The sequence below is a fragment of the Methanococcus vannielii SB genome, from assembly GCF_000017165.1.
GTDB classification, from domain to species: Archaea; AGJL01; Methanococci; order Methanococcales; family Methanococcaceae; genus Methanococcus; species Methanococcus vannielii.
Genome location: NC_009634.1, coordinates 226,907 through 252,731 on the forward strand (window position 1 = coordinate 226,907; position 25,825 = coordinate 252,731).

25 protein-coding genes are annotated in these 25,825 nt (G+C 28.8%); 16 read left to right on the plus strand and 9 right to left on the minus strand.

All coding sequences use genetic code 11. The features are described from left to right. Positions 1 to 5: 5 nt before the first annotated feature. Entirely contained in the window at positions 6 to 995 is a 990-nt protein-coding gene (locus tag MEVAN_RS01010) for a DUF1616 domain-containing protein (RefSeq protein WP_011972009.1), read from the minus strand. A gap of 159 nt (positions 996 to 1,154) precedes the next feature. On the opposite strand from MEVAN_RS01010, the gene MEVAN_RS01015 reads away from it, so the two are divergent. The 7 genes from MEVAN_RS01015 to MEVAN_RS01045 all read left to right on the plus strand — a co-directional run bounded on the left by MEVAN_RS01015 (position 1,155) and on the right by MEVAN_RS01045 (position 9,727). Beyond that, positions 1,155 to 2,051, plus strand: a complete 897-nt coding sequence (locus MEVAN_RS01015) for a glycosyltransferase family 2 protein (protein ID WP_011972010.1) — start codon at positions 1,155 to 1,157, stop codon at positions 2,049 to 2,051. Further along, entirely contained in the window at positions 2,051 to 3,175 is a 1,125-nt protein-coding gene (locus MEVAN_RS01020; RefSeq protein ID WP_011972011.1) for a DUF354 domain-containing protein, read from the plus strand. Before MEVAN_RS01015 ends, MEVAN_RS01020 begins: the two co-directional genes overlap by 1 nt. Position 3,176: 1 nt before the next feature. Next, positions 3,177 to 4,250 carry a non-hydrolyzing UDP-N-acetylglucosamine 2-epimerase gene (gene wecB / locus MEVAN_RS01025; protein WP_011972012.1) on the plus strand — a complete coding sequence of 358 codons (1,074 nt, stop codon included), beginning with the start codon at positions 3,177 to 3,179 and terminating at the stop codon, positions 4,248 to 4,250. 5 nt (positions 4,251 to 4,255) lie between these two features. After that, entirely contained in the window at positions 4,256 to 5,440 is a 1,185-nt protein-coding gene (locus MEVAN_RS01030) for a glycosyltransferase family 4 protein (protein WP_011972013.1), read from the plus strand. Positions 5,441 to 5,445: 5 nt separating this feature from the next. Then, complete coding sequence (locus tag MEVAN_RS01035; protein ID WP_011972014.1) at positions 5,446 to 7,212, plus strand: hypothetical protein; 1,767 nt, start codon at positions 5,446 to 5,448, stop codon at positions 7,210 to 7,212. Then, on the plus strand, positions 7,194 to 8,393 hold the full coding sequence (locus MEVAN_RS01040) for a glycosyltransferase family 4 protein (protein WP_011972015.1): 1,200 nt from the start codon (positions 7,194 to 7,196) through the stop codon (positions 8,391 to 8,393). Before MEVAN_RS01035 ends, MEVAN_RS01040 begins: the two co-directional genes overlap by 19 nt. A 110-nt stretch (positions 8,394 to 8,503) precedes the next feature. After that, the gene (locus MEVAN_RS01045) at positions 8,504 to 9,727 is read left to right on the plus strand and encodes a lipopolysaccharide biosynthesis protein (RefSeq protein WP_232179334.1); all 1,224 of its coding nucleotides are present in this window, start codon (positions 8,504 to 8,506) and stop codon (positions 9,725 to 9,727) included. 4 nt (positions 9,728 to 9,731) lie between these two features. Here MEVAN_RS01045 and MEVAN_RS01050 read toward each other — a convergent pair whose 3' ends face one another. The 5 genes from MEVAN_RS01050 to MEVAN_RS01070 all read right to left on the minus strand — a co-directional run bounded on the left by MEVAN_RS01050 (position 9,732) and on the right by MEVAN_RS01070 (position 14,533). After that, the gene (locus MEVAN_RS01050) at positions 9,732 to 11,075 is read right to left on the minus strand and encodes a nucleotide sugar dehydrogenase (protein WP_011972017.1); all 1,344 of its coding nucleotides are present in this window, start codon (positions 11,073 to 11,075) and stop codon (positions 9,732 to 9,734) included. A gap of 2 nt (positions 11,076 to 11,077) precedes the next feature. Beyond that, the gene (locus MEVAN_RS01055; protein WP_011972018.1) at positions 11,078 to 12,013 is read right to left on the minus strand and encodes a UDP-N-acetylglucosamine 3-dehydrogenase; all 936 of its coding nucleotides are present in this window, start codon (positions 12,011 to 12,013) and stop codon (positions 11,078 to 11,080) included. A gap of 10 nt (positions 12,014 to 12,023) precedes the next feature. Continuing rightward, the gene (locus MEVAN_RS01060) at positions 12,024 to 13,115 is read right to left on the minus strand and encodes a DegT/DnrJ/EryC1/StrS family aminotransferase (RefSeq protein ID WP_048059116.1); all 1,092 of its coding nucleotides are present in this window, start codon (positions 13,113 to 13,115) and stop codon (positions 12,024 to 12,026) included. Between the two features lie 29 nt (positions 13,116 to 13,144). After that, a complete protein-coding gene (locus MEVAN_RS01065) occupies positions 13,145 to 13,720 on the minus strand; it encodes an acyltransferase (protein WP_011972020.1) in 576 nt (191 codons plus the stop codon). Between the two features lie 294 nt (positions 13,721 to 14,014). After that, on the minus strand, positions 14,015 to 14,533 hold the full coding sequence (locus MEVAN_RS01070; RefSeq protein ID WP_011972021.1) for a beta-class carbonic anhydrase: 519 nt from the start codon (positions 14,531 to 14,533) through the stop codon (positions 14,015 to 14,017). A 298-nt stretch (positions 14,534 to 14,831) separates the two neighbouring features. Here MEVAN_RS01070 and MEVAN_RS01075 point away from each other — a divergent pair, with 298 nt between their 5' ends. The 3 genes from MEVAN_RS01075 to MEVAN_RS01085 all read left to right on the plus strand — a co-directional run bounded on the left by MEVAN_RS01075 (position 14,832) and on the right by MEVAN_RS01085 (position 17,426). Beyond that, positions 14,832 to 15,641: a ZIP family metal transporter gene (locus MEVAN_RS01075; protein WP_011972022.1), complete on the plus strand. Its 810-nt coding sequence runs from the start codon at positions 14,832 to 14,834 to the stop codon at positions 15,639 to 15,641. A gap of 182 nt (positions 15,642 to 15,823) precedes the next feature. Then, entirely contained in the window at positions 15,824 to 16,375 is a 552-nt protein-coding gene (gene dps / locus MEVAN_RS01080) for a DNA protection during starvation protein (RefSeq protein ID WP_011972023.1), read from the plus strand. Between the two features lie 694 nt (positions 16,376 to 17,069). Next, on the plus strand, positions 17,070 to 17,426 hold the full coding sequence (locus MEVAN_RS01085) for a hypothetical protein (protein ID WP_011972024.1): 357 nt from the start codon (positions 17,070 to 17,072) through the stop codon (positions 17,424 to 17,426). A gap of 59 nt (positions 17,427 to 17,485) precedes the next feature. On the opposite strand, the gene asnB is transcribed toward MEVAN_RS01085, so the two are convergent. From asnB to MEVAN_RS01100, 3 genes are all read right to left on the minus strand, one after another. Next, positions 17,486 to 19,030: an asparagine synthase (glutamine-hydrolyzing) gene (asnB, locus tag MEVAN_RS01090; protein WP_011972025.1), complete on the minus strand. Its 1,545-nt coding sequence runs from the start codon at positions 19,028 to 19,030 to the stop codon at positions 17,486 to 17,488. Positions 19,031 to 19,124: 94 nt separating this feature from the next. Further along, positions 19,125 to 19,895, minus strand: a complete 771-nt coding sequence (locus tag MEVAN_RS01095) for a dihydroorotate dehydrogenase electron transfer subunit (protein WP_011972026.1) — start codon at positions 19,893 to 19,895, stop codon at positions 19,125 to 19,127. Positions 19,896 to 19,977: 82 nt separating this feature from the next. After that, on the minus strand, positions 19,978 to 21,225 hold the full coding sequence (locus MEVAN_RS01100; RefSeq protein WP_011972027.1) for an adenosylhomocysteinase: 1,248 nt from the start codon (positions 21,223 to 21,225) through the stop codon (positions 19,978 to 19,980). A gap of 360 nt (positions 21,226 to 21,585) precedes the next feature. On the opposite strand from MEVAN_RS01100, the gene MEVAN_RS01105 reads away from it, so the two are divergent. The 6 genes from MEVAN_RS01105 (at position 21,586) to MEVAN_RS01130 (ending at position 25,823) form a co-directional block, all read left to right on the plus strand. Beyond that, positions 21,586 to 21,915: a ribonuclease P protein component 4 gene (locus MEVAN_RS01105; protein ID WP_011972028.1), complete on the plus strand. Its 330-nt coding sequence runs from the start codon at positions 21,586 to 21,588 to the stop codon at positions 21,913 to 21,915. Between the two features lie 161 nt (positions 21,916 to 22,076). After that, entirely contained in the window at positions 22,077 to 22,838 is a 762-nt protein-coding gene (locus tag MEVAN_RS01110) for a hypothetical protein (RefSeq protein ID WP_011972029.1), read from the plus strand. A gap of 10 nt (positions 22,839 to 22,848) precedes the next feature. After that, on the plus strand, positions 22,849 to 23,661 hold the full coding sequence (gene dapB / locus MEVAN_RS01115) for a 4-hydroxy-tetrahydrodipicolinate reductase (RefSeq protein ID WP_011972030.1): 813 nt from the start codon (positions 22,849 to 22,851) through the stop codon (positions 23,659 to 23,661). 8 nt (positions 23,662 to 23,669) lie between these two features. Then, positions 23,670 to 24,266 carry a tRNA (pseudouridine(54)-N(1))-methyltransferase TrmY gene (trmY, locus tag MEVAN_RS01120; protein ID WP_011972031.1) on the plus strand — a complete coding sequence of 199 codons (597 nt, stop codon included), beginning with the start codon at positions 23,670 to 23,672 and terminating at the stop codon, positions 24,264 to 24,266. A gap of 10 nt (positions 24,267 to 24,276) precedes the next feature. Further along, positions 24,277 to 24,720 (plus strand): chemotaxis protein CheW, encoded by a 444-nt coding sequence (locus MEVAN_RS01125; RefSeq protein WP_011971953.1) that lies wholly within the window; start codon positions 24,277 to 24,279, stop codon positions 24,718 to 24,720. A 14-nt stretch (positions 24,721 to 24,734) separates the two neighbouring features. Further along, positions 24,735 to 25,823, plus strand: a complete 1,089-nt coding sequence (locus tag MEVAN_RS01130; RefSeq protein ID WP_011972032.1) for a protein-glutamate methylesterase/protein-glutamine glutaminase — start codon at positions 24,735 to 24,737, stop codon at positions 25,821 to 25,823. Positions 25,824 to 25,825 lie beyond the last annotated feature (2 nt).

The following is a 25,825-nucleotide window of genomic DNA, read 5'->3' on the forward strand; positions in this document are numbered from 1 at the left end:
TTAAATTATTTAATAGCTTTAATATTTAGTTTTAAACTTTGAATATTTCCATTTATTGCATCAAATACCTTTTCTTCTGGTTTTTTATTTTTTAATTTTTCAAATTCATCTTCATCCGTATTTTTAAAAAGTAAATACCATTGCTGCCAGTTTCCAGGTTTATCTATTGTAAAATTATATTCCGTTTCCCACTGTTTTGTCCAGTTTTTATCAATATTTACTGGTTTATGATCTAATTCTAATACATTTATTTCATCCATGAAATACATTTTATGAATTTTTGTTTTATTTAATTTTGTATCATAAGTTAAATTAACAAGCCAAATTTCAATACTGTAATTAACCTTTTTTCCTTCATGATTTGAAAGGCCTATCCTTAAAGTATTTTTTTCGTTTAAAAATACTTCGTTTGGGTAATTATAAGCTTTTCCTTCTTTTCCAAGAATATAAAATTCTGTGAATTTTTCGCCCTGTTTCGGGTTTGAAATAACATATCCTAATGTCATTACTGAAAAAATTACAGAAATTATCAATATTACGGTTAAAGCTTTATCCAATTTTGAAGAATTATTCCATTCAAAATTATTTTTAATTTCTTCAAAGCTTATTTTTGGAAACCATACGTTATTACCCGTTAATCGGAAATATATTCCAATAATTGATAGTGTAATAATAAATAAAGTTAAACTAATTAGTATTGGAGTTAATCTAATACCATAGGGCGTATAATTTAACATTAATCCAATTAATGGAACTATTGCAATACTTAACCCAAAACTAAGTGCAATACGTTCAATATTTTCAAGACTTTTTTCTTTATAAAATAAAACATTTATAAATACGTATCCTGGGAAAAATAATATAAATAAAAGCCCTAAAACAGTTCTTAAATGACTTTCAGGACTAAAAAAGATTAAAACATTTAGTAAAATTGATAGAAGAATTATTAAAATTAATTCCCAACTTTTTTTTAAATTTTTAATAGATAAATTCATTAATTTCACCGGCAATCTTAACGTACTTTTATTGATTACTAATACTTAAATATTAGTAAACCATTAATAAATATAAAATGTTAAAATTGATAATAAATTTAGATTTTAAATATTTTTAATTAAATATTTTTAAAATACTGTTATTTTTCGGGTGTATATATGTATAAGGGTAAAAAAATTGGGGTTTCAATCCCAGCATATAATGAAGAAAAATTAATTGGTAGAACGTTAGAAGAAATTCCTAATTATGTTGATAAAATATATGTTTGTGATGACTGTTCAAAAGATAAAACCTCTGAAATTGTAATGGAATTTATTAAAAAAGACCCTCGAATTGAATTAATAAAGCATTCAGTAAATACTGGAGTTGGTGGAGCAATTATTGACTGCTGGAAAAAAGGAATAATTGATAAAATGGATATTTTGGCAGTTATGGCTGGGGACAATCAGATGGATCCAAAATATTTGCCAGATTTACTTGATCCAATAGTTGATGGTATTGCAGATTACACTAAGGGAAACCGTTTATTAAAAGGTTACCTTGGAAAAATGAGCAAATGGAGGCAATTTGGGAATTTTTTACTTAATTTATTAAACAAAATTGCTTCAGGATACTGGGATATTGATGACCCCCAAAACGGATACGTTGCAATATCTTCAAATGCATTATCAAAAATAAATTTAGACACCCTATACAAAAGATACGCTTTTGAAAATGATCTTATGATAAAGGCAAACGTTGTTGACGGAATAACAATGAAAAATATCCCGTTAGAAATTAGATATAATATTGGAGAACAGTCCAAAATAAAATATGGTAATTTTATTTATGATACTAGTTTATTTTTACTAAAATCATTTTTATGGAGAATAAATCAAAAATATATTAAGAAGGGAAATTTATTAGGATTTAGCTACTTAATTGGTACAATATCGTTTTTTTTAATTCCTTTTATTTTTATCTGGAATAATATTACTCCTTACATCATATCTGGAATTTTAATATTTATTCTATCGTGTATTATCGAATCCTATAAAACTAGAGGTGATAATTAATGAATATTGCAATGTTTATAAACACCCCTGCACAATTTCATTTCTACAAAAATATCGCCAAAGAATTGAAAAATAGGGGACATTCTGTCGAATTACTATTCCGGGACTACGGGGAAAATTTAGAAATTGCTAAAGAACTTGGTTTAAATCCTACGGTTTATTCTAAACCCTCTGATTCAAAATATGGAAAAATATTGGTGTTGCCATCAGATGTATTAAGAGCTACAAAATGCTTAAAAAAGTTTAAACCTGATATTATAACTGGATTTGGAGTTTATGATGCATTTACTTCATGTTTAGTTCATGTTCCCTGTATTGTATTTAATGATTCAGAACCCCATGTAAATTCTTTTTCATACGCAATACAATTCAAGTTATTCATGCCATTTACAAATGTTTTAATTACTCCTGAAGCATTTCAACCTAATTTTGGAAATAAACACTTGAACATTCCAAGTTATAAAGAATTTTCATATTTACATCCTAAGTACTACACTCCAAATGAAGATATTTTTAACATGTTAGGTATTGAAAAAAATGAAGAATATATTCTTTTAAGATTCAATGCCTTTGATGCAGTTCATGATGCGGGAATTACAGGATTTACAAAAGAAAACAAAATAAAACTTGTAAAAGAACTTGAAAAACATTGTAAAGTATTTATATCTTCAGAAACCCCCGTTCCTAAAGAAATTGAAAAAAATCTATTAAAAGCACCAAAAAGCAGAATTCACGACGTTATATATTATGCAAAACTTCTAATCACGGATACCCAAACTATGACTACCGAAGCTGCTCTTTTAGGAACCCCTGCATTAAGATACAATAAGTTTGTTGGGGAAAAAGATATGAGTAATTTCGTAGAACTTGAGAAAAATTATGGATTAATATTTAATTATCAAAACCCTGAAAAAATATTTGAAAAAGCTTTTGAATTACTAAATACTGAAAATTTAAAAGAAATATGGAAAGAAAAGCGAGAATTATTATTAAAGAATAAAATTGACATTACCTCATTTATGGTATGGTTCTTTGAAAACTATCCGGAAAGTTTTGAAAAAATGAAAACCGACTTTACAATTTATGAAAATTTCAATGACAATTTAGCTGAAATAAAGGGATAAAATGAAAATCGTAACTATCGTTGGTGCAAGACCCCAATTTATAAAGTTAGCCCCGGTTTCAAAAGAAATTAGAAAGCATTTTGAAGAAGTAATTATCCATACTGGCCAACACTATGACTTTGACATGGATAAAATATTTTTTGAAGAACTTGAAATTCCCACTCCAGACCATAATTTAAATATCGGCTCTGGAACCCATGGCTTTCAGACTGGAGAAATGCTAAAAAAAATTGAAGAAATATTGTTAAAAGAAAAACCTGACCTAGTTTTAGTTTATGGTGACACAAATTCAACGATTGCTGGAGCTCTTTCAGCTTCAAAATTAAATATAAAAATTGCCCACGTTGAAGCAGGGCTTAGAAGCTTTGATAGAAAAATGCCGGAAGAAATAAACCGTGTTTTAACTGACCATATCAGTAACATTTTATTTACTCCAACAGATACTGCAGATACTAATTTAAAAAATGAAGGAATTAATACGGGCGTTTTTAACATTGGCGATGTAATGTATGATTCCCTATTAAACGCTTTAAAATTAATTGAAAAAAAGAATTTTAAAATGCTGAATGAATTAAATATTTTCAAAAAAGAATATATCTTAGCAACTGTGCATAGGGCAGAAAATACAGATGTTAAAGAAAATTTGGAAAATATAATAAATGCATTTATTGAAAGTGACGAAAAAATAATATTCCCTGTTCATCCAAGAACTAGAAAATATTTAGAAAAATATGGATTTCTCGAAAAAATTAAAAATTGTGAAAATTTAAAATTAATTTCTCCTGTTGGATATTTAGAAATGATCTATTTGGAAAATAATGCTAAAAAAATACTGACTGATTCGGGCGGAGTTCAAAAAGAAGCATATTTTTTGAAAGTTCCATGTGTAACTTTAAGAAATAATACAGAATGGGTTGAAACAGTTTTAGATGGTTGGAATATACTGGTTGGATCAAATAAAGAAAAAATTTTAGAAAATATTTCTAAATTTAATCCTAAAACTGAAACTTATAATTACAGATTTGGTGAAGGGGATTCTAGTAAAAGAATTGTTGATGTTTTGAGGAATGTGTGAGAAAGATGTTAAAAAAAAGAATTCTTGTTATAGCGCCACAATATAATTTTTTTGTTAAAGATCAGGTCGATGAACTTTCTAAATCCGTTGAAAATATAAATATTTTAATAAAATATAACCCATTAACAGAGATTTCAAAATATATCCCCCATAAACATGCGAATTATTTTAAAAAATATACTAAAAAAAAATTAATAAACAATATTAATAAACCATCAAATTTAAAAGTGCATTTAATTCCAACAGTATACTTTAAAACTGACGGCAATAATGAAAAATTAGGCGATATGCTATTTAAAAAATTTGATAAATATATTCAAAAAAATAACTTAAAATTTGATTTAATTCATGCCCATTTTACTTATCCTTACGGGCATGCTGCTTCAAAATTGGGTATTAAATATAATGTTCCAATTGTAGTTACTGCCCATGGCTATGATATTTATGACTTACCATTTAGAGATCCATACTGGAAATCAACCATATCACAAACATTAAATTCTGCTTCGCAAATTATAACTGTAGGAAAAAAAAATACTGAATCAATTGACAAATTGGGAATAAAAACCCCCGTATCGGTTATTCCAAATGGTTATAATCCAAAAAAATTTTATCCCAGGAATTCCGAAGAATGCAGAAAATTGTTAGACTTACCAAAAAAAAGTAAGATTTTACTTAGTGTTGGAAATTTAGAACCTGTGAAAGGACATGCCCATTTGATAAAATCAATTTCTAAAGTATTGGAAAAAAGAAAAGATATATTATGCGTAATAGTGGGGGATGGAAAATTAAAAAATGAATTACAAAAACAGATTGATACTTTAAATTTAAATAATAATGTAAAATTAGTTGGTGCTAAACCTCATGAAGAAATTCCAATCTGGATGAATGCAGCCGATTTATTCGTTCTTCCAAGTTTAAATGAGGGAAACCCGACAGTTTTAGTTGAAGCCTTGAGTACAGGATTGCCATTTATTGGAACTAATGTTGGCGGAATTCCTGAAATCATTAATTCTGATGAATATGGGCTACTTTGTGAACCAAAAAATCCTGAAAACTTAGCTGAAAATATATTAATCGCGTTAGAAAAAGATTGGGATAATGAAAAAATAATAAATTATTCAAAAGAATTTACCTGGGAAAATATTTCAAAAGAAATTTTAAATGCATATAAAAAAGTTTTAAAGTAGATAGCATGAAAAATAAATTTATTAAATCCTTTCTAATAATTAGTTTTATTTCATTAATTTTTGCATGCATTTTTGCATATGAAAATCCTGCTAGTGGATATGAATCTTCGATATATTCATCAACCCCAATTTTAGTCTGGCTTTTCTTATGTTTAGCTGCGAGTATAGGGTATTTAGTATCTCTCTATTCATTGAAAAATAAGAAACATATAGGTATCTTTTTTGGCATTTTTAGCTTAATATTATGCCGAGTTATTTTTTTAACTGTTCCGCCGATTAGAGGATATGTTTCATGGGTTGGCGACCATATGGCCCATATTGGAAATATAAAAGATATAATCAGTTTTGGAACTTTTGGAACTTTAGACTACCCGATAGTCCATATAATATTATCAGCAGTTTCTTTAATATGTAATCTAGACGTTACGCCATTATCAATGTATTCTACCCCTTTTTTTACACTATTATTCGTATTATCAATATATATGTTAACCAAAATAACTTTAGGAAATAAGTATGCATATATTTCACTTATTGCAGTTGTATTATTTCTTCCTAGTCGATATAATATTTATTTAATGCCCAATGGATGGGCATTGTTTACGTTACCAATATTTTTTTACGCTATTTTTAAATATCTAGATTCAAAAAACCATTCTTGGACACTTATTTCAATTCTTTTCTTAATAATTTATCCGTTTTTTCACCCTCAAGTTGCATTATATGTAATACTTACACTATGGTTAATATTATCTTTAAAAATATTTGAAAAAATTATTCAAATAAGAGAAGTAAATAATAAGATTTTCTTAAATAGTAAAGGTATTTTAATTAACATATCAATTATTTCCTTAATATTTTCGGCATGGTTATTAAAATCTAAACGTTTTTACCCAAATTTTAGGATATTATTCAAATCGTTTAGCGGTAAAGCTACTTCTTCAGCAAGCATTGATAGTAAATTGGAAAAATTTTCAAAAGTGGGCATGGAAGGATTTTCAATAATTACATACATAATAAAAGCAATGGGTTCAGAACTTATTTTTGTCCTGATGTCATTTTGTTCTTTACTTTCATTTATTAAATACTATAAAAACTATTCAAATAAATGTGGCATATTAACTATATTTACTATCACATTTTTAGCATTTTTTTTATATGTGGCGGTTAATTTAAACATTATTCCCGGATTAAAGTCAATAGGTGCAGATAGATTTATTGCATACGTTTCAATATTTACCCCGATATTAAGTTCCATTTTTATTTTTTCAATTTTAAAAATAAATAAACCAATTAAAAACTTGGGTATATTAATTATATCGATAATACTTATAAGTTCATCCATACTTGGGGGCCTAAATATGTATCCATCTAATTATACGGTGTTACCTAGTCCACAGGCCACTTTAATGAATTTTTACGGGTATTCTTGGCTTTTTAATAATAATCATGACGAAATTGAAATATTATCTATAATGTCGGTCCCATCTAGAGTTAAAGATGCGATATTAGGTATTTCAAAAGTAAAGAATACACCAAGCAGGATATCCCTACCCGATCATTTTAATTATTATGAAGGGGTTTCACTTAGGGATTCAGTTAGAAAAGATTCATATGTTTTTATTTCTGAAATCGATAGAGTAACATATACTGGAATTTGGGAAAATGTTGGACGATTTAATAATATGGATTTTGAAAAAACATATTCTGATAAAACAATAAATTTGATATATTCTAGTAAGGAGGATAATATATGGTTAGTTCAAAATTAAACATAATAAGAATCGTATTTGAATTTTATCCAATGAAAGGTGGGTCAATAACCCACATTATAAACCTGTCTGAAAAAATAAATCCATTTATTAAGAAACAGATCGTTGTCGCACCAGATTTTAAAAACAATAAATTTGATAAAAATTGGGACATTGAAATACTTAGAATTCCATTTTTAAGATTGGAATTACTTAAAAAATTAAAAATGCCTACAGTTCCTATTGTATTGATTAGTTACGCAATAAACGTTATTAAAATAATAAAAAATCTACTTAAAAATAATAATGAAAAATATATAATTCATGTTCATGGGAATCTTTTGGGGTCGTACATTATTACATTGTTAAAAATTTTTAAAATTAATGTTCCAGTAATAATTATGCAACATTCCGGAAATACTTTTAAAATTTCCAAAAAATCGAATCTATCTACAAAAATAGCTTTTTTTCTATTTAAATTCAATAAACCTGACATTTTACTAATATTGGACGATGGGGCAGATATTAATGGTTTTAAAAAAATATGCAGAAATAAAGATATTAATTATGATGTGGTCTACCATGGGATAGATACTAAAAAATACGTTCCAGAAAAATGTTCAAAACCTCCAGAATTTGTAGTGTTATCAACAAACAGGCTCGACAAATTTAAAAGTGTTCATCTAAGCATTCTTGGATTTAAAAAATTTATTGAATTAATAGATGATAAAAATAATGTAAAAATGAAAATAATAGGTTCAGGTTCTGAATATCCACATTTAAAAAAATTAGTTGAAGATGAAAACATTTCTGAATTTGTTGAATTTCACGGAGAAAAAAATATTCATGAAATCCCCACATATTTAAACGAATCGGACGTAGTTGTTGGAACCTCATTAATAAGCAATTTAAATCTTTCAATTCAAGAAGCAATGGCTGTTGAAAAACCAGTTTTGGTATTCGATTCTGGAAACATTAAAAAATTAATAAATAATATGGAAAATGGCGTTCTTATCAAATCTGGAGATATTGACGATTTTGCAGAAAATCTTAAAATATTATATGAAAATCATGAATTAAGATTAAAAATTGGTAAAAATGCTCGAAAAACAATTATAAATGAACGATCTTGGGATTCAAGAATTAAAAAAGAACTAAATATTTATAAAAAGATACTGGATAAAAGATCTCTCAAAGTATAACCCCATAAAAATTCAGTTATTTAAATTAAATTTTTAAAAAATGTGAAACTTTGAAAATAAATAATTTAAAAAACCTATTTAAAAATAATTTTGTAAAAAATATTTTTTTTGTGTCTAGTGGAACCGCCATTGCCCAGATAATTGGCACCATAACTTACCCCATAATTACAAGATATTATACGCCTGATGAATTTGGAGTATTTGTAACATATTCTTCAATTATTGCAATTTTATCAATTATTTCATCCTTAAAGTACGAATTTGCAATACCTATTGCAGAAAGCGAAGAAAAAGCAGTCAATATAGTTTTTCTATGTGTCGGGATATTAATAATATACTCTTCAATAATTTTTTTAGCGTTGTTACTATATAGTAATGAAATATTTTCATTACTGGGTAATGAACATTTAAACCAATACTGGTATTTGATTCCCATTGGAGTATCATTTATTGGAATATACTCATTATTTATGTATTGGTCTTTTAGAAAAAAAGAATACCTTGCAATATCCAAAACTACAATATCGCAATCTTTTTTTGGAAACATTTCTAAAATAGGATTTGGATTTTTAAATATGGGTGCATTTGGGTTAATATTTGGTGATATTCTGGGTAAAAGTGCAGGAATTACTGTGTTATCGAAATCTTTTATAAATAATAAGTGTTTTTCTAAAGCAAACTTATCTGAAATAATTGAACAGTCAAAAAGATACATTAAATTTCCAATATATTCTGCACCAAGTAAATTATTAAACACCCTGGGCGTACAACTACCAGTTATATTTATTACATTACTTTATGGAAGTTCGGTAGCAGGTTTTTTTGGGCTTTCCCATACTATTGTTAGTATACCGATGTCGTTAATTGGCACATCTGTTGGAAATGTATTTTATGGTGAAGCTGCAAGTATTGGTCGAAAAAATCCAAAAAAGATTAAAGAATTATCCAATAACCTGCTCAAAAAATTAATTGCCATAGGGATAATACCATTAATAACTTTGATATTATTTGGTCCAATTTTATTTAAATTCGTCTTTGGTAGTAACTGGTATCAAGCTGGAATATATGCCCAGATAATTGCCTTTTTAGTATTTTTTAGATTTATGTTTACACCGATTACCAACATATTTTCAGTATTTGAACGGCAAAAAGAAGAATTATACCTTGACTCTTTTAGGTTAGTTTTAGTATTGATTGCCTTTGGAATTTCAAAATACGTAAATTTGGATTCATTCTGGGCCATTGGACTTTACAGTTTAGCTATGTGTATTGTGTATTTTGTAACTTACATATATGCTCAAAAAATACTAAATGACGAAATTAAAAAAATATAAAAATTTATTTCAAATTTCCAACTTTAATAATCCTAAATCCATTTTCAGATGCATTTGAAACATTTATAACATTTCTTCCATCAATAATTAATTTTGTAGAAACCTCTTTTGAAATTTTTTCAAAATCTATATGTTTAAATTCTTCATGGTCAGATGTGACGATAATTGCGTCGATTCCAGTAAAATCTGTTTTTAATTTTGAATTATACTTTTTTGCATCTAATTCGTCACATAGTGGATCGTACGAATAAACATTTGCACCGAATAACTTCAATTCATTTATTATTGGAATTGCCGCACTTTTCATGAACTCTTTAACTCCGCCCCTAAATGTCAAACCCAAAACAAGGATGTTACTTCCATTTAAGCATTTTTTAAACTCGTTTAATCCTTTTATTGTTAGTTCAACCATGTGATGCGCCATATAATCATTTAATTCCCTTGCAGTTTTGGTAATTTTAGGATTTACTTCGTTTGACGTGTTTATTATAAACCAGGGGTAAACCGGAATACAGTGCCCACCAACCCCGGCCCCGGGAGTATGGAAATGACAAAATGGCTGTGTATTTGCAGCATCAAATACTTCTAATGCATCTATTGAATGTTCTTCACACCATAAAGCCATTTCATTTGAAAGCCCAATATTTACATCCCGATAAACCCCTTCAAATACTTTTACAGTTTCTGCAGCTTTAATTGAACTCATTTTTATAGTTCCTTTTTTATTAATTAGGTTGTAAAGTTTTGAAACAATATTATATGTTTTTTCGTCACTACAACCAATTATTTTTGGATACTGTCCTTTAATATCCCTTAATGCAGTTCCAGTCATTGTTCGTTCAGGTGCATGTGAAAGTCCAAATTCACCTAATTTTAATCCAGATTTTTCTAAAATTGGAATTAATTTTTCAGTTGTTCCAGGAGGCATTGTAGCTTCAGTTATTACAATATTTCCTTTTTTTAGTCCTTTTGAAATTATTTCTGAAACACTGTAAACTGGATCTAACTTAATATTTCCCCGTTCATCAATTAATGTTGGAACAAGTATAATCATTATGTCAGAATCATTTGCAGCCTGTACGCCATCAGTTGTTGCAGTGTACTTTTTGTTTTCAATATTTCTTAAAAGAAGTTCACTTAAACCAGGTTCTTCAGTAATATGATTTATCCCGTTATTTAGATTATTAACAACCGATTTATCAATATCTACGCCAATTACGTTAAGTCCGTGTTCTGCAAAAACTAAAGCTAGAGGTAAACCCATTTTACCCTGCCCAAACACTGAAACTTTGATTTCTCCATTTTTTAATATTGAATCAATATTCAAATTACAATTTAATAAATCCATAACTATTCCTCTTTTGAATTTTTAAGCGCATCTAATGCAACTTTTAATGCATGTATTCCATCTAGACCCGAAACTAGGGGTTTTTTATTATTTTCAACGCAATCAATAAAATGGATTATTTCATTTTTCAAAGGTTCCCCCTTTTCAATTTTCGCATTTTTTACCCATTGTTCATCATAAATTGTTAAACATTGATTTATGTAGTCAAGATATGCAATTCCTTTAGTTCCAATAACGCTTAAACTCCTTGTTTTATGGGGCGTTAGCCTATTTGTTTCTATAATTCCATCAATATTGTTTTCAAATGAAGCAATTATTAAAGCATAGTCTTCTGACTTTTTATTTGGGTGATTTACATTTTTTGCTTTTGCGTAAACTTCTTTTACTCTTGAACCTGCTAAATAAGCCATTACATCAATGTCATGTACTGCAAGGTCTAAAATAACTCCTGTATCCAAAATTCTTGGAGTCATTGGGCCAACTCTTTTTGCAGTCATTGTAACGATTTTTCCTAAAATTCCTTCATCAATAAATTCTTTTAACTTTAAAACAGCAGGATTAAACCTTTCAACATGGCCAACAGATAAAATAACATTGTTTTTTTCAGCTTCTTTTATTAATTCTTCTGCATTTTCAATTGTATCAGAAATTGGTTTTTCAATTAAAACGTGAATTCCTTTTCTAATAAATTCTAAAGCAATTTCTTTATGTAAAAACGTTGGAACAACAATACTTACAACATCTAAATCCTGATTTAAAAGTTCTTTATAATCTAAAAAACCTAACGTATCAAATTCATTCGAAACTTTTTCTAAAAGTTCTTTATTTTTATCAGATATTCCAATAAGTTTTAATTTTCCTAATTTCTGTAATTCATGATATATCCGTGCATGGTTATATCCCATTGCACCAATTCCAATAATTCCAACTTTTAACAAAAATATCACCTTAAATTTCAGTAATTTTTTCTATTATATAATTTAATTCAGTTTCAGATAAACTAGGGTGAACTGGAATACTTAATACTTTTTTAGCCGCATCTGACGCATTTTTAAAAATTTCACTGCCGTATCCTAATTTTTTATAAATTGGCTGTTCATTTACAGGTATTGGATAATGAATTCCAGTTCCTATTCCTAAATTATTTAAATACTTTGAAAATTCATCACGTGACATTTTAAAGTCGTCTTCAATCTTTAAAACGTACTGGTGAAATACGTGCCTTACCCGTTTATCAACATATGGCACTTTTAACCCATTTACTTTTTTTAACCCGTTTGATAGCATTTTTGCATTTTCTATTCTTTTTTCAGTCCAACTTTCAACTTTTTTTAACTGAACTCTACCAATTGCAGCTTGAATATTTGTCATTCTAAAATTATGGCCCAATTCTGTATGAAGATATTTTTCTGATTGGCCGTGGTTTCGAATTAAATCTGAAATTCTTGCTATTTCAGGATTATTTGTTAAAATTAATCCCCCTTCACTTGTAGTCATGTTTTTTGTAGGATAAAAACTAAAGGTTGAAACATCTGAAAAATTTCCAACTTTTTTCTGTTCAAATTCTGCGCCATGAGCTTGGGCTGCATCTTCAATTAAAAATAGGTCATGGTCATTAGAAATTTCACGAAGTGCTTTTACATCCGCAGGTTGCCCATAGAGATGAACCGCAACTATTGCCTTTGTTTTTGAATTAATTTTTTCTAAAACTTCGTTTGGGTCAATGTTAAATGTTTTTTCATCAATATCTGCGAAAACAGGTTTTGCATTTTGATATAGTATACAATTTGATGACGCAATGAATGTAAAAGGAGTCGTTATTACTTCATCACCAGATTTAATTTTCAATGCTTTTAATGCAACGTCAAGTGCAACAGTTCCATTAGAAACTGCAATACCGTGTTTTACACACTGATAGTCACAAAATTCTTTTTCGAATAATTCAACTTCTTTTCCGTGAGCAATCATTCCTGATTTTAAAACTTCAGTAACGGCAGATATTTCTTCGTTCCCGATTAGTGGTTTTGCAATTGGTATCATCATATTCCCCCAAAATATCGTAATTTTCTTTAAATATCGTAATTATTTATAATTATCTCTATTTTTTTTTCGCAATCATTACATTTATAGATTATAGATTTTTCATTTTTTTCAATTAACTCAGTTAGTTTTTTACCGCAACTACAAACAAAACCTTTTAATTTTGCAGGATTTCCATAAACTAAGCCATAATCTGGAACAGATTTTGTAACAACTGACCCAGACCCAACCATTGAATAACTTCCAATGGTTATTCCGCATATAATTGTTGAATTTGCACCAATTGATGCACCCTTTTTTACAAGTGTATTTGTAATTTTCCAATTATTATTAAATGCTCTTGGGTAAAAATCATTGGTAAATACCATATGTGGCCCTAAAAAAACATCGTCTTCAACTAAAACGCCATTATATATGGAAACATTATTTTGAATTTTTACGTTATTTCCAATTTTTACGTTTGAATCAACATATACTCCTTTTCCAATATTGCAATTTTTACCGATTATTGAATTATTTCTAACATGTACAAAATGCCAGATTTTTGTATTTTCCCCAATATCATCTGTTTCAACTATTGCAGTTTCGTGAATCTGAATAGACATAACATGCCTCTTTTAAAAGTCTTAAAATGCATTAGAAATATAATAATATCAACATAACTAATAATAACTAATAATTTCTTTTATTTTAATTTTTACATATATTGCTGAAAAAATTTAAAAATCACGGTTTTAAATCTTTAACTTTTTTAAATTTTTAATACCTCACAAAAAAGAATTTTTTAAAAAACATATTCTTTAAACATATATATTATTGACGATTTTATTTTAAAACAAATTAAGGCCAATTTAAAAGAATACTAAAATGAAAAGAATACTAAAAAATACTAAAAATATTTAGATTATACGTTCAAGGACTTCTGACTCAAGGTCAATAATATACCCTTCAACTACGATATCCTTTGGAATTGCAGGATGCGTTTTTAAAAGTTCAACGCCTTCTATGACGTTTCTTTTTTCACACGTCATCCTTCCAAGCCATGCTTCAAAATCAGGCGTGAAATTTGGATTTGCTCCTCTTTCAACCATTTTATTTCTAACGTCTTCAAAATTTGCAGCAGCCATCCCGCAGTCAGTATGTCCAACAACAGTTATTTTTTCAACACCTAAAAGGTAGATTGAAACTACTAAAGATCTAATTACATCTTCAGTTATGATGTTTCCTGCATTTTGAATCAGTTTTGCATCGCCTTGTTCTATTCCAAGCTTTTTTGGAAGGAAATTTACAAGTCTAGTATCCATACAGGTTACAATTGCAAGTTTTTTCTTTGGTTTTGCGCTCTTCAATGTATAACCTCCAGATAATACATTGAAATATCTAGTATAAAAAAATATTTTTAAAGTAGATTTAATCATAAATTAAATTTTATATATTTTTAATTACATAATTTTAATTACATAATTTTAATAAAAAAATGTTTAAAAAATTTTAAAAGTAATAATTTTGGAGGGGTAATTATGACATTTAGAGCCATGAAAAGGGCAGTATTTTTAATACTTGGAATAATTGCTATTTTAAATATCATAAAAAAAGTTAAAAAACATTTTTAAAAAGAAAAAGACTTTCAAAAAATATAATTATTAATAACTACCGAACTTTTAAATTTTTAGCTAAAATAATTAAAATAATTAAAATAGTTAAAATAATGTAAAAATGAGCTCTTTAGAAAACTATTCTCCGGTACTTTTAGCACTCTTTGCAACGTTATTTACATGGTTTATGACTGCATTAGGGGCTTTTATGGTATTTTTTACTAAAGAAATTAACAGGGAATTTTTAGATACGTCTTTAGGGTTTACTGCAGGAATAATGCTTGCTGCAAGTTTTTGGTCATTGCTTTCTCCGGCAATTGAAATGTCAGAACATTTAGGTATTTTTGGATTAATTTTGGTAGGTATCGGGTTTTTATCAGGGGGACTTTTTTTAAGCGGACTTGATAAAATAATTCCACATTTACACAGAGGTCTTTCATATAACGAAGCTGAAGGAATAAAAACAACATGGCATAAAAACCGCTTGATGCTTTTGGCAGTAACTCTTCATAATATTCCAGAAGGACTTGCAGTTGGAGTATTATTTGGAGCACTTTCTTTTGAATTTTCAAATTCAGCACTAATAAGTGCAATTGCGCTTACAATTGGAATGGGTATACAAAATTTCCCGGAAGGACTTGCGGTTAGTTTTCCATTACGGGGGGAAGGACTTAGTAGAAAAAAAAGTTTTTATTATGGTCAACTTTCGGCAGTTGTTGAACCTATTTTTGGTGTAATAGGGGCATTAATGGTAACATTTTTTACACAACTCCTCCCCTTTTCTTTAAGTTTTGCTGCTGGGGCAATGGTATTTGTTGTTATCGAAGAAATAATTCCAGAATGCTATATTCATGGAAATATCGATAAAGCAACAATTGCAGCTATTTTTGGTTTTACATTAATGATGATTTTAGACGTTGCACTTGGATAATTTAAGTTATAGTTAATTATGCTATATTTAAATTATACAATATTTAATAATACATATTTTTAAAAAAGATGTAAAAATCCATTAAATTATATTTTAAAGATTAATTTTAGCTTAAATTACATTTAAAATGGTAAAATATATCTATTTTAAAAATCAAAAATTGTATGGGGGTGAATAAAAAAATGGCAAAAGTAACTCGTGAAATGGTTGAAAATGCAGGAATCAACGTAGACGAACTTTTAAGGCTTTTAGTAAACAATGCAGCAGCAGAATTAACAACATTTTATTACTATACGATACTTAGAGTTAATTTGATAGGCCTCTTTGGAGAAGGAATAAAGGAAATTGCTGAAACTGCTAGAATAGAAGATAGAAATCATTTTGAAGCACTTGTTCCAAGAATATATGAACTTGGAGGAAGCTTACCTAAAAATATGAAGGATTTTCACGATATATCGGGATGTCCTCCAGCGTATTTACCAGAAGACATTACTGACGTTAATAAATTATTAAACGTCCTTGTTGAAGCTGAAAGATGTGCTGTAAGACAATATACTAATATATGTAATATTACATATGGAAAAGACCATAGAACATACGACTTAGCATTGGCCATATTAAATGAGGAAATTCAGCATGAATCGTGGTTTTCAGAATTTTTAGGAGAAGGCCCGTCAGGACATTTTTTAAGAAGGGGAAATACTTCGCCATTTGTTTCTAAGTTTTTAGAATAACTAACTATTTTATTTTTTAAGTATTAACTTATTTTAATATTTCGACGTTTGTGGAAAAGTATTATATCTTTTGTGGAAAAATTTAGTCTTTAATTTTAAAAATAAACCTTATGAATATTTGGTTGTGTTTTTTAAGACCATATACTGGAACAATAACCATATGTTTATATATAAACTCTTCGTAGTTACCTGTATCCTGCATACGTGCTTATATATTATACCATAAAAGCATGGAAAAAGGTTTAAATTTAATTTAAACTTAAATTTAAAATACCACTCCTTTTTGATAATGCAGGATTTTTAAACTAATTTTTCTGTAGTGTATTATATACTTTGTATTTTTCATGAAAAAACTTGAATTCGTCTCCCAAATTACATGAAAAATCCTAAAACCCGAATTTAACATAAAATAGTTAAACTGTCTAAAATAACTAAAATATAGCAGCTACTCCTTAAATTGAATTAATAGGTAATTTTTAGTATAAACGGTTAAATCACCATTTTAATAAATATTTAAACTGATTTAAATATTTCCTCGATTTTTTATTTTTTTAGATTTAGTTAGTGTTAGTTTTATTTTTATTTTAATCTTATTTTTAATTTAGGATATTTAAAGTCGAAAATCTTATATAATGTCAAAATAAATTTTTAAGTAGGGTACTATTTAGTTTTTAGACATTATGGGGTGAAATTCATGTCAATACTTTCAATAATTTTTACAATTATTTTTGCAGTGCTTTTTGTTGGTGGAGTTTATCTACTTACTGGAGAACCATTAAGTGCACTTGGGGCATTTATTGCATTAATAATTGGAGTAATTATTTATATTTTCCAAGTAAACCAGTCATTTATCGGGCAAATTGTTGATATTAAAGAAAAAACCACGCACCATAGCGATGATGATGGAAGCGATTATACTACTAGAACAACTTTTGCCTACTTAAAATTAAGAAATGGAAAGACTAAAAAGATACACTACCAAAACGGATGGCAAATTGGGGACGTTATTGAAAAAAGAAAAGGAGATGCGATGCCTAGAAGGATAAGTTAGAAAGGTAATTTAAATTATGTAATTAAAAATAAATAAATAAATAAATAAATAAATAAATATTAAAATCTTATTTTCTCAATCAATACGTTTTCAAAAAATTTAGATATTTCTTTTTTTGAATAGCCATAATCTTTTGAAACACTGTAAACCATTTTTTCACTGCCACTTCCATACTGTGCGGCTTTTTTCGGTCTTTCTGCAATATACTCTGGAATGTATTTTAAAGCGATTTCTCTAAGTATCTTCTTTCCTTGGCCTTCAATTTTATACTTAACAGGAATTGAAAGCGAAACTTCAACTACCTTTTTATCTAAAAATGGAACCCTCAATTCAACGCCGTTTGCCATTGTTACGTGGTCATCCCGTTCAAGATTTGCCCTATAAATATTATAAACATCTTTTTTTATCGATTCTTTTAAATATTCTTCGCCATTTTCATCATATATTCTTTTGTATCGATGATATCCTGCAAATAATTCATCTGCACCTTGACCCGACAGTACAACAGTTATTCCATCTTCTTTTGCCATTTGTGATGCAACATATATTGGAATTCCAACACTCAATTTCATTACGTCTAGTTCATCAATTGCCTGTGCAACGCTTAAAAGGTATTTTTCGTAATCTTCTTTTAAAATAATTTTTTTCCTGAATTTTAGGCCCATTTCAATTGCAGCACGCTCGGCATAAATTAAATCTTCAGAGTCTTTTGTTCCAACGGAGTAAAGTGTTACATTTGAAAATTCTGATGCTATTTTTGATATAAGGGTGCTATCAACACCACCTGAATAGATAATTCCTACTTTTTCAATCCCGTTTACACGCTTTAATACAGATTCTAAAAGTGCATTTTCAAGTTCATCCTTACATTTTTCATAATTTACACCTTCAAAATAGTTTGAATTTATCTTTTCAAGATTATCTTCAATATAATAGCTATTTTCGTTTAATTCGTAAATTATACGTGAATTAGGGTTTACCCGATGTATTTCATTAAAATTAAATGCACTGTAAAAATCCATTCCTTCAATTTCCATAAGACAGTAAAATAGTGCTTTTTTTTCAGAAGAAAATGCAAAATAATCTTTTCTATTGAGATAAAAAAGCGGTTTTACACCCATTAAATCCCGCCTAAGTTCTAATAAATTTTTTTCTTTATTGTATAGGGCATATGCATAATCCCCATCAAGAATATCCACTAATTCATCCTCATATGAATGAATAATAACTTCTGAATCACTGTCCGTTTTAAATTCGTGTTCAGTAGCTAAATTTTCCCTTAATTTAACGTGGTTATATATTTCACCGTTACAAACAATCCATATTGATTTATCATGATTTGAAATTGGCTGAATTGTAGTTCCAACTATGGCAAGTCTGTTATGTGAAATTCCAAGTCTAAATGTTCCATCAAAGTCTAAATCCGTATTTTCAAAACTATTAAAATAGTAAACGTTACCATCAAGGATTATTCCAGAACTATCTGGCCCACGGTGTTTTAGCATTTTCATCATATTTATGCAATGTTTAGAAAGATTATTTATAAGAACACGGCCATTTGTACTTTCGCCGTCTTTTGCAATAATTCCGCTTATAGAACACATTTTAAATCACGTTAAACACTTAAAAAAGTATTTTTATTTTTATTTCTTTTCATGCATTATTAAATATTAACTAATTAATTATTAAATTATTAAATTATCTAAAAACTGCACCACTTGCATCCCTTTTATATTCTCCAAATTCGGAAATAAATTTAAGTTTGTTATCCCAAAATACCGGGCCATCTTTACATATGCATAGTCCTTCATTATCAACCGCACATTGACCACATATTCCAATTCCGCACTTCATGTATCGTTCCAAGGATAATTGAACAGGTACATCATATTTTTCAGCAATTTTAATGACCTTTTTCATCATAATTTCAGGGCCGCAAGTAATTATCATGTCATATTTTTCTTTTGAAAGTAGTTCTTCCATTTTTTCAGTCGTAAACCCGTGAAACCCAAAACTACAGTCATCAGTACAGGGGTAAACTGTTCCGCAGTTTTGGAAACGTTCCAAAAATAAAAGTTCTTCTTTAGTTCTACCGCCAATTATAGATGTTATTGAAATTCCAAGTTTTGAAAATGCTTCAATTGTGGAAATAATCGGTGCACTTCCAATTCCGCCTGAAACTGCAAGTATTTTGTCACCAATACTTTCAAAATTATTTCCATATGGGCCTCTAATCCCCAATAAATCCCCTATTTTTAAGGAATGCATCTTTTTTGTAAATTCTCCAACCATGGCAACGCTTATTGAGTTTTTACTCGAAAATCCAAATGGCTTTTCATCTACGCCTGGAATCCACACCATTCCAAATTGTCCCGGTTTAAAATCAAAATCCCTATCTAAAAAATAGGTTTTTACAGACGGGCTTTCCTCTTTAATATCTATGATTCTACACATCACGGGTTTTTCCATCCTTATCACTTGAATTTTAAATTTTTTTAAAAAAGTAAGCTTTTAAATATTAAAAATATTTTAAAATTAAAAGGTATTAAAATTATGTTCCTTCCTTCCAATCACATAAATACTTCCTTTGCTCTGGCGAAAGTTCATCTATTTGGGTATCCATTGATGTTAGTTTTATTGAAGCTATTTTTACATCCTGTTCATAAGGAATTTCATAAACTTGATTTTTAAGTTTTCCAGAGTTTTCCTTGATAAACTTTGCACTTAAAGCCTGATTTGCAAAACTCATGTCCATAACTTCACAAGGATGACCATCTGCACATGCTAAATTTACAAGTCTTCCTTCGCCAAGTAAGTAGATTTTTTTGTTCTTTAAATCGTATTCTTCAATATTATATCTAACTTCTTTAACAGATTTTGAAAGCTCTTTTAGGTCGCATTTGTTTATTTCATTATCAAAATGTCCAGCATTTGATAAAACCGCACCCTCTTTCATTAAAAGGAAGTGTTCCATCCGGATAATATCTTTACATCCGGTTGTAGTTACAAAAATATCCCCAACTTTTGCAGCTTCTTCCATTTTTAACACGGTAAATCCATCCATTTTAGCTTCAAGGGCCCTTATAGGATTTATTTCTGTAATAATAACGTTTGCCCCATGTCCTGATGCTCTTGATGCAACGCCTCTTCCACACCAGCCATATCCTGCAACAACAATATTTTTACCTGCAATTAGCATATTTGTAGTCCGAATTATCCCATCAATTGCACTTTGACCGGTTCCGTAACGATTATCAAACATGTGTTTTGTATATGCATCATTTACATTAACTACGGGAAACTTTAAAGCCCCTTCTTCAGCCATTGCTTTTAATCTAATGACCCCAGTTGTTGTTTCTTCGCATCCCCCAATAATTTTTCCAATAAGTTCGGGCCTTTTTGTATGTATCAAAAAAATAAGGTCTGCACCATCATCAATTATTATGTCAGGGTTTGAATCAAGAACTAAATTTAAGTTTTCGTAGTATTCTTCATTAGTTTCGCCTCTCCAAGCGTAAACTTCCATTCCTTTTTCTACGCATGCAGCAGCAACATCATCTTGTGTTGATAAGGGGTTACAGCCAGTAATTACAATTTTTGCTCCCCCTTCCATCAAGGTTTCTGCCAAAATCGCAGTTTTAGCTTCTAAATGAAGTGCCATTCCAATAGTAAGTCCTTCAAATGGTTTTTCTTTCTTAAATTCTTCTTGAATAAGTCCTAAAACAGGCATGTGTTGTTTTGCCCAGTTCATTTTTAAATGACCTGCCTTAGCAAGATTCATATCTTTAACTCTACTCAATATTTCACCATAAAAAAATTATTATTCTAAAGTTATTGCTAAATGAATACTTAATCTTAATCTTAATCTTAGTCCTAATCCATTATTTATCATAACATATTTGTAACGTTTTATTTATCAATATTTTTAGTTACTGTAATACTTCTATTTGTCTTTTGCTTGTCTTTAAATTTATCCTAATTATTTAAACATTATATGTATTTTAAGATGTAGTTCTATTAACTTTTGACATCTATTTTAAGATTAACTATTTTATTTTAGAATTCTTTTTATATAATTTTATTAGATTTTGTTTAAGTTAATTATGGTTATTATATTTAATATATAAAATCAATATATCTAAAAAAACTAGGGAAACTCATGAAACTAAAAAAGAAATTTTTAGAAAAATCAAAAAACATAGCAAATGAAAGAATAGATATTTTGATGAATTTCGCTCAAAAAGAACTTAGATGTGAAAAAAAAGAACGTTCAAAAAATTATGTATTATTGAGTAAAAAAATTGCAATGAGAATGAGAATGCCCTTCCCAAAAGAATGGCGTCGAAGAATATGCAAAAATTGTGGCTCTTTTTTAATATATGGTAAAAATTCAAGTGTTAGAATTAAGTCAAAAAATTATTCTCACGTTGTTATAACCTGTCTTGAATGTAAACACATTTTTAGAATTCCAATTAAAAAATCCAAGTAAATTTAATAAAATTCAAGTAAAAATAAATTAAAGGTTAAAAATAAAGATTAAAAAATAAGTTTTGGGTAATGCAGTATAAAATAAACATAACTACCTACACAAAAACAATATAGTATATAATCAGCAGAGAAATATACAAGTAATATTGGAGCCGATTTAACATGGTTAGTTTTGAAAGTAGTGTTGAAAGATTTGAAAAGTTAAAAAAAGAAACGAGTCTAAATGAAAAGACTGTTGAATGTAATGTTAAAAATGAATATTTAGATGAAAAAACCAACAAATCAAAAGTGGAAACAGTAGATAATAATAAAACAGTAGATAATAAAACTAATAATGAAACTGACTTTTTTGACTTCGATAATGAAGAAAATGGTACGTTTAGTAATGATTTAGGTATTGATGAAAATAAAGATACTGATGAAAACTTTGATAATTTTGAAAATACTGCTAAAAATCTAAAAGATTCCATGGATAACATTTTTAAACGAATAAAATCTGCAATGGACGGTACAAAAGTTCAAAACAACATTTCAAAAGATATTATAGATACAAATATCTTAAAAACTGGCTCTGAAGGAAATAACGACCTACTTGAAGTAATAAACAATAAATTGGATATATTACTTGCAATAAATAATGAACAATCATCTAAATTGGATGAAATAACTTTGGAAATAGATAAAGTTCTAACAACAATTGATGAGAATTCGGAAAAAATAATCGATTTAATTGATGCTCAAAATATAAAAATTTCAGGACTTTTAACAATTCTCCAAGAAATCTATGAGGGAGTTCAGGAGATAAAATATATTTTAAAGAATTTCACGCCTGAAAATATTGATAAAGCATCTAATGTAGTCGATAAATTGAAAAATAAAATTGATAACTATATGGGTAATGTAAATAGCGAAATTGAAGCTTAAAGGTGATAGTATGGTTAAAGTAGCAGTTACAGGGGCTCTTGGTAGAATGGGAAGTGGCATTATACAAAAAATTTTAGAAACAGAAGGACTTAATGTTGTTGCTGCAATTGATATTCCAAATCACCCTAAAAAAGGTCACGATATTGGGGAATTAATCGGTATTGGAAAATTAGGAGTAAATTTAAGCACTTCAGACGAACTTGAAAGTGTTTTAAAAAGTTCCGGTGCAGAAGTACTTGTTGATTTTACAGCGCCTGCACCTTGTGTTAATACTGCAAAAATTGCATCAAAATGCGGTGTTAATTTAGTTATTGGAACGACAGGATTTACAAAAGAGCAAAAAGATGAAATGGAAAAAGCAATTTTTGAAAATAAGGTTGCTGCAACAATTTCCCAAAACTATGCTGTTGGAGTTAATATTTTCTTTAAAACACTCGAACTTTTAGCACAAAAACTTGGTGAGTATGATATCGAAATCGTAGAAATGCACCACAAGTTCAAAAAAGATGCACCAAGTGGAACTGCATTAAGGGCTGCTGAAATAATTCAGGAAAATTTAAACAGAAACTCAAATTTAATCTACGGGCGAGAAGGGATTACTGGCGAAAGAACTAAAGAAGAAATATGCATTCATGCTTTAAGGGGCGGTGACGTTGTCGGGGATCACACCGTAATTTTTGCAAATGATGGGGAAAGGCTTGAATTGTCCCATAAAGCAAGTAGTAGGCAATCATTTATAGCCGGCGTTATTCTTGCAATAAAATTCGTTGGAACTAAAAAAGAAGGTATTTTCAATACTTTTGATGTTTTAGGCCTCAATTAGGTGGAATTTTGAAAGAATTTATAATTAAAGCTAACAAAGCAGTAACTAACGGAGAAATCAATTTAAAAGATCTTCCAGGAAGTTCAGGGAGGCTTGATTTAATATGTCGCTGTGTAAACAGTGCATTCTTCCTTTCTCACGATCTTAGGAGAGATACTATTTTTTATAGTGTTAATTATGGAAACCCAAATCCACCTGTTGCATTAAAGTTTATTGGTGACGAATTAAAAAGATTAAGTCCTGATGAGAGAAGTATTGCAATGTTTATACAAAAAGCACTTTCTAAAGATGCTTCAGAAATATGGAAAGAAAGTACCTCTGGAATTTACTATTCAAATCATGAATTTAAAGAAATTATTCTTGAAAAAAAAAATAGTGGGAAAAAAATATTTTACCTGCATTTAAATGGTAAACCGCTTGAAAATTTTGATTTTAAAAACGAGAGTGATGTTGTTTTTATTCTTGGTGACCATATTGGACTTTCTAAGGAGGATGAAGAGTTTCTTGAAGAAATAGGTGCAGAACAGATTTCACTGTCCCCCTTAGAACTGCATGCTGATCACTGTATAATACTTGTTCATAATGTCTTAGATAGGTTAAAATGAGGTGTTTATTATGGATGACGTTCCAAAAGTAGTAGTTTTTAAGTTATCAAGTAATGAATACGGTTTAAGAGTAAATGAAGTTAGAGAAGTTTTAAAATTACAAGACATTACTTCACTTCCAAATACTCCAAGTTATATTGTTGGCGTTACAAACATTCGTGGGGAAATAATGCCAATTATTGACTTAAGAAAAAAATTAAACCTTTTTGAAGATAATTTAGATGAAGCAGCGTCTGAAAAACTTGTAATGGTAATTGAAATTGATAAAATTCCAGTAGGAATTTTAGTTGATTCAGTAAGTGACGTTATGCAGATTTCATCAAAACAGATTGAAACTATTGAAGGAATTAAGAAAAATGCAAGTGGGGAATATATCGAAGGAATTGCAAAAATTGGAAACCGTTTAATAATTATTTTAAATATTAAGAATTTAATTGACCCACAAGAATTTTAAAAAACTGTGAAATCATGAAAAAAATAAAGGTTCTAATTGTTGACGACTCTGCATTCATGAGAAAGGTTTTAGAAGACATCTTAAGTTCTGACAACGAAATAGAAGTAGTTGCAACTGCAAAAGATGGTAAAGAAGCAATTGAACTTACAAAAAAGTTAGAGCCTCATGTAATTACGATGGACGTTGAAATGCCCATTTTAAATGGATTAGAAGCTACAAAATCGATCATGGAATCTAAACCAACACCAATAGTAATGCTTTCTGCTATAACTAAAGAAGGTTCAGAAGCAACATTAAAAGCAATGGATTATGGTGCAGTCGATGTTATTGAAAAACCATCTGGCTCAGTATCGTTAGATATTCGAAAAATTGGCGAAGATATCATAACTAATGTTAAATCTGCATCTAAATCAACAGTTAAGTCCAATTCAATTCGATTTTTAAAAAATGAAGATAAAAATCAGAACATAGTAGCTGAAAAATCTCTTGAAAAAATTTCAGGAATTGCTCTTGAAAAATTAAACAGTATGGCAATATTAATCGGTTCGTCTACTGGAGGGCCCCCCGTTGTTTCTGATATTATATCTAGTCTTCCAAAAGGAATGCCCCCTATATTTGTAGTTCAACATATGCCAAGAGGATTTACAAAAGTCTTTGCAGAAAGAATGAATACTGTTTCTAAATTAACTGTTAAAGAAGCTGAACACGGGGAACTTGTAAAATCTGACCACGTTTACGTAGCGCCCGGTGACACACAAATGCTCCTTCAAAAACGTGGTGGAAACGCCTATATTTCAATTGATGAAAATATGCCAAAAGTACATGGTACAAGGCCAACAGTTGATATTACTGCAGAATACGTTGTAAAAGTATATGGGCGAAATACTGTAGGAGTAATTTTAACAGGAATTGGAAAAGATGGTGCAAATGGATTAAAACAGATCAAATCTATTGGGGGGTATACTATTGCACAGGATAAAGATTCTTGCGTAATTTATGGAATGCCTAAAACCGCAATTGAAATGAATGTAATTGATGTAGTTTTAAATCCTTCAAAAATTCCTGAAGAAATTATTAAATTTTCCAAAAAAATAGTGGGCTGATA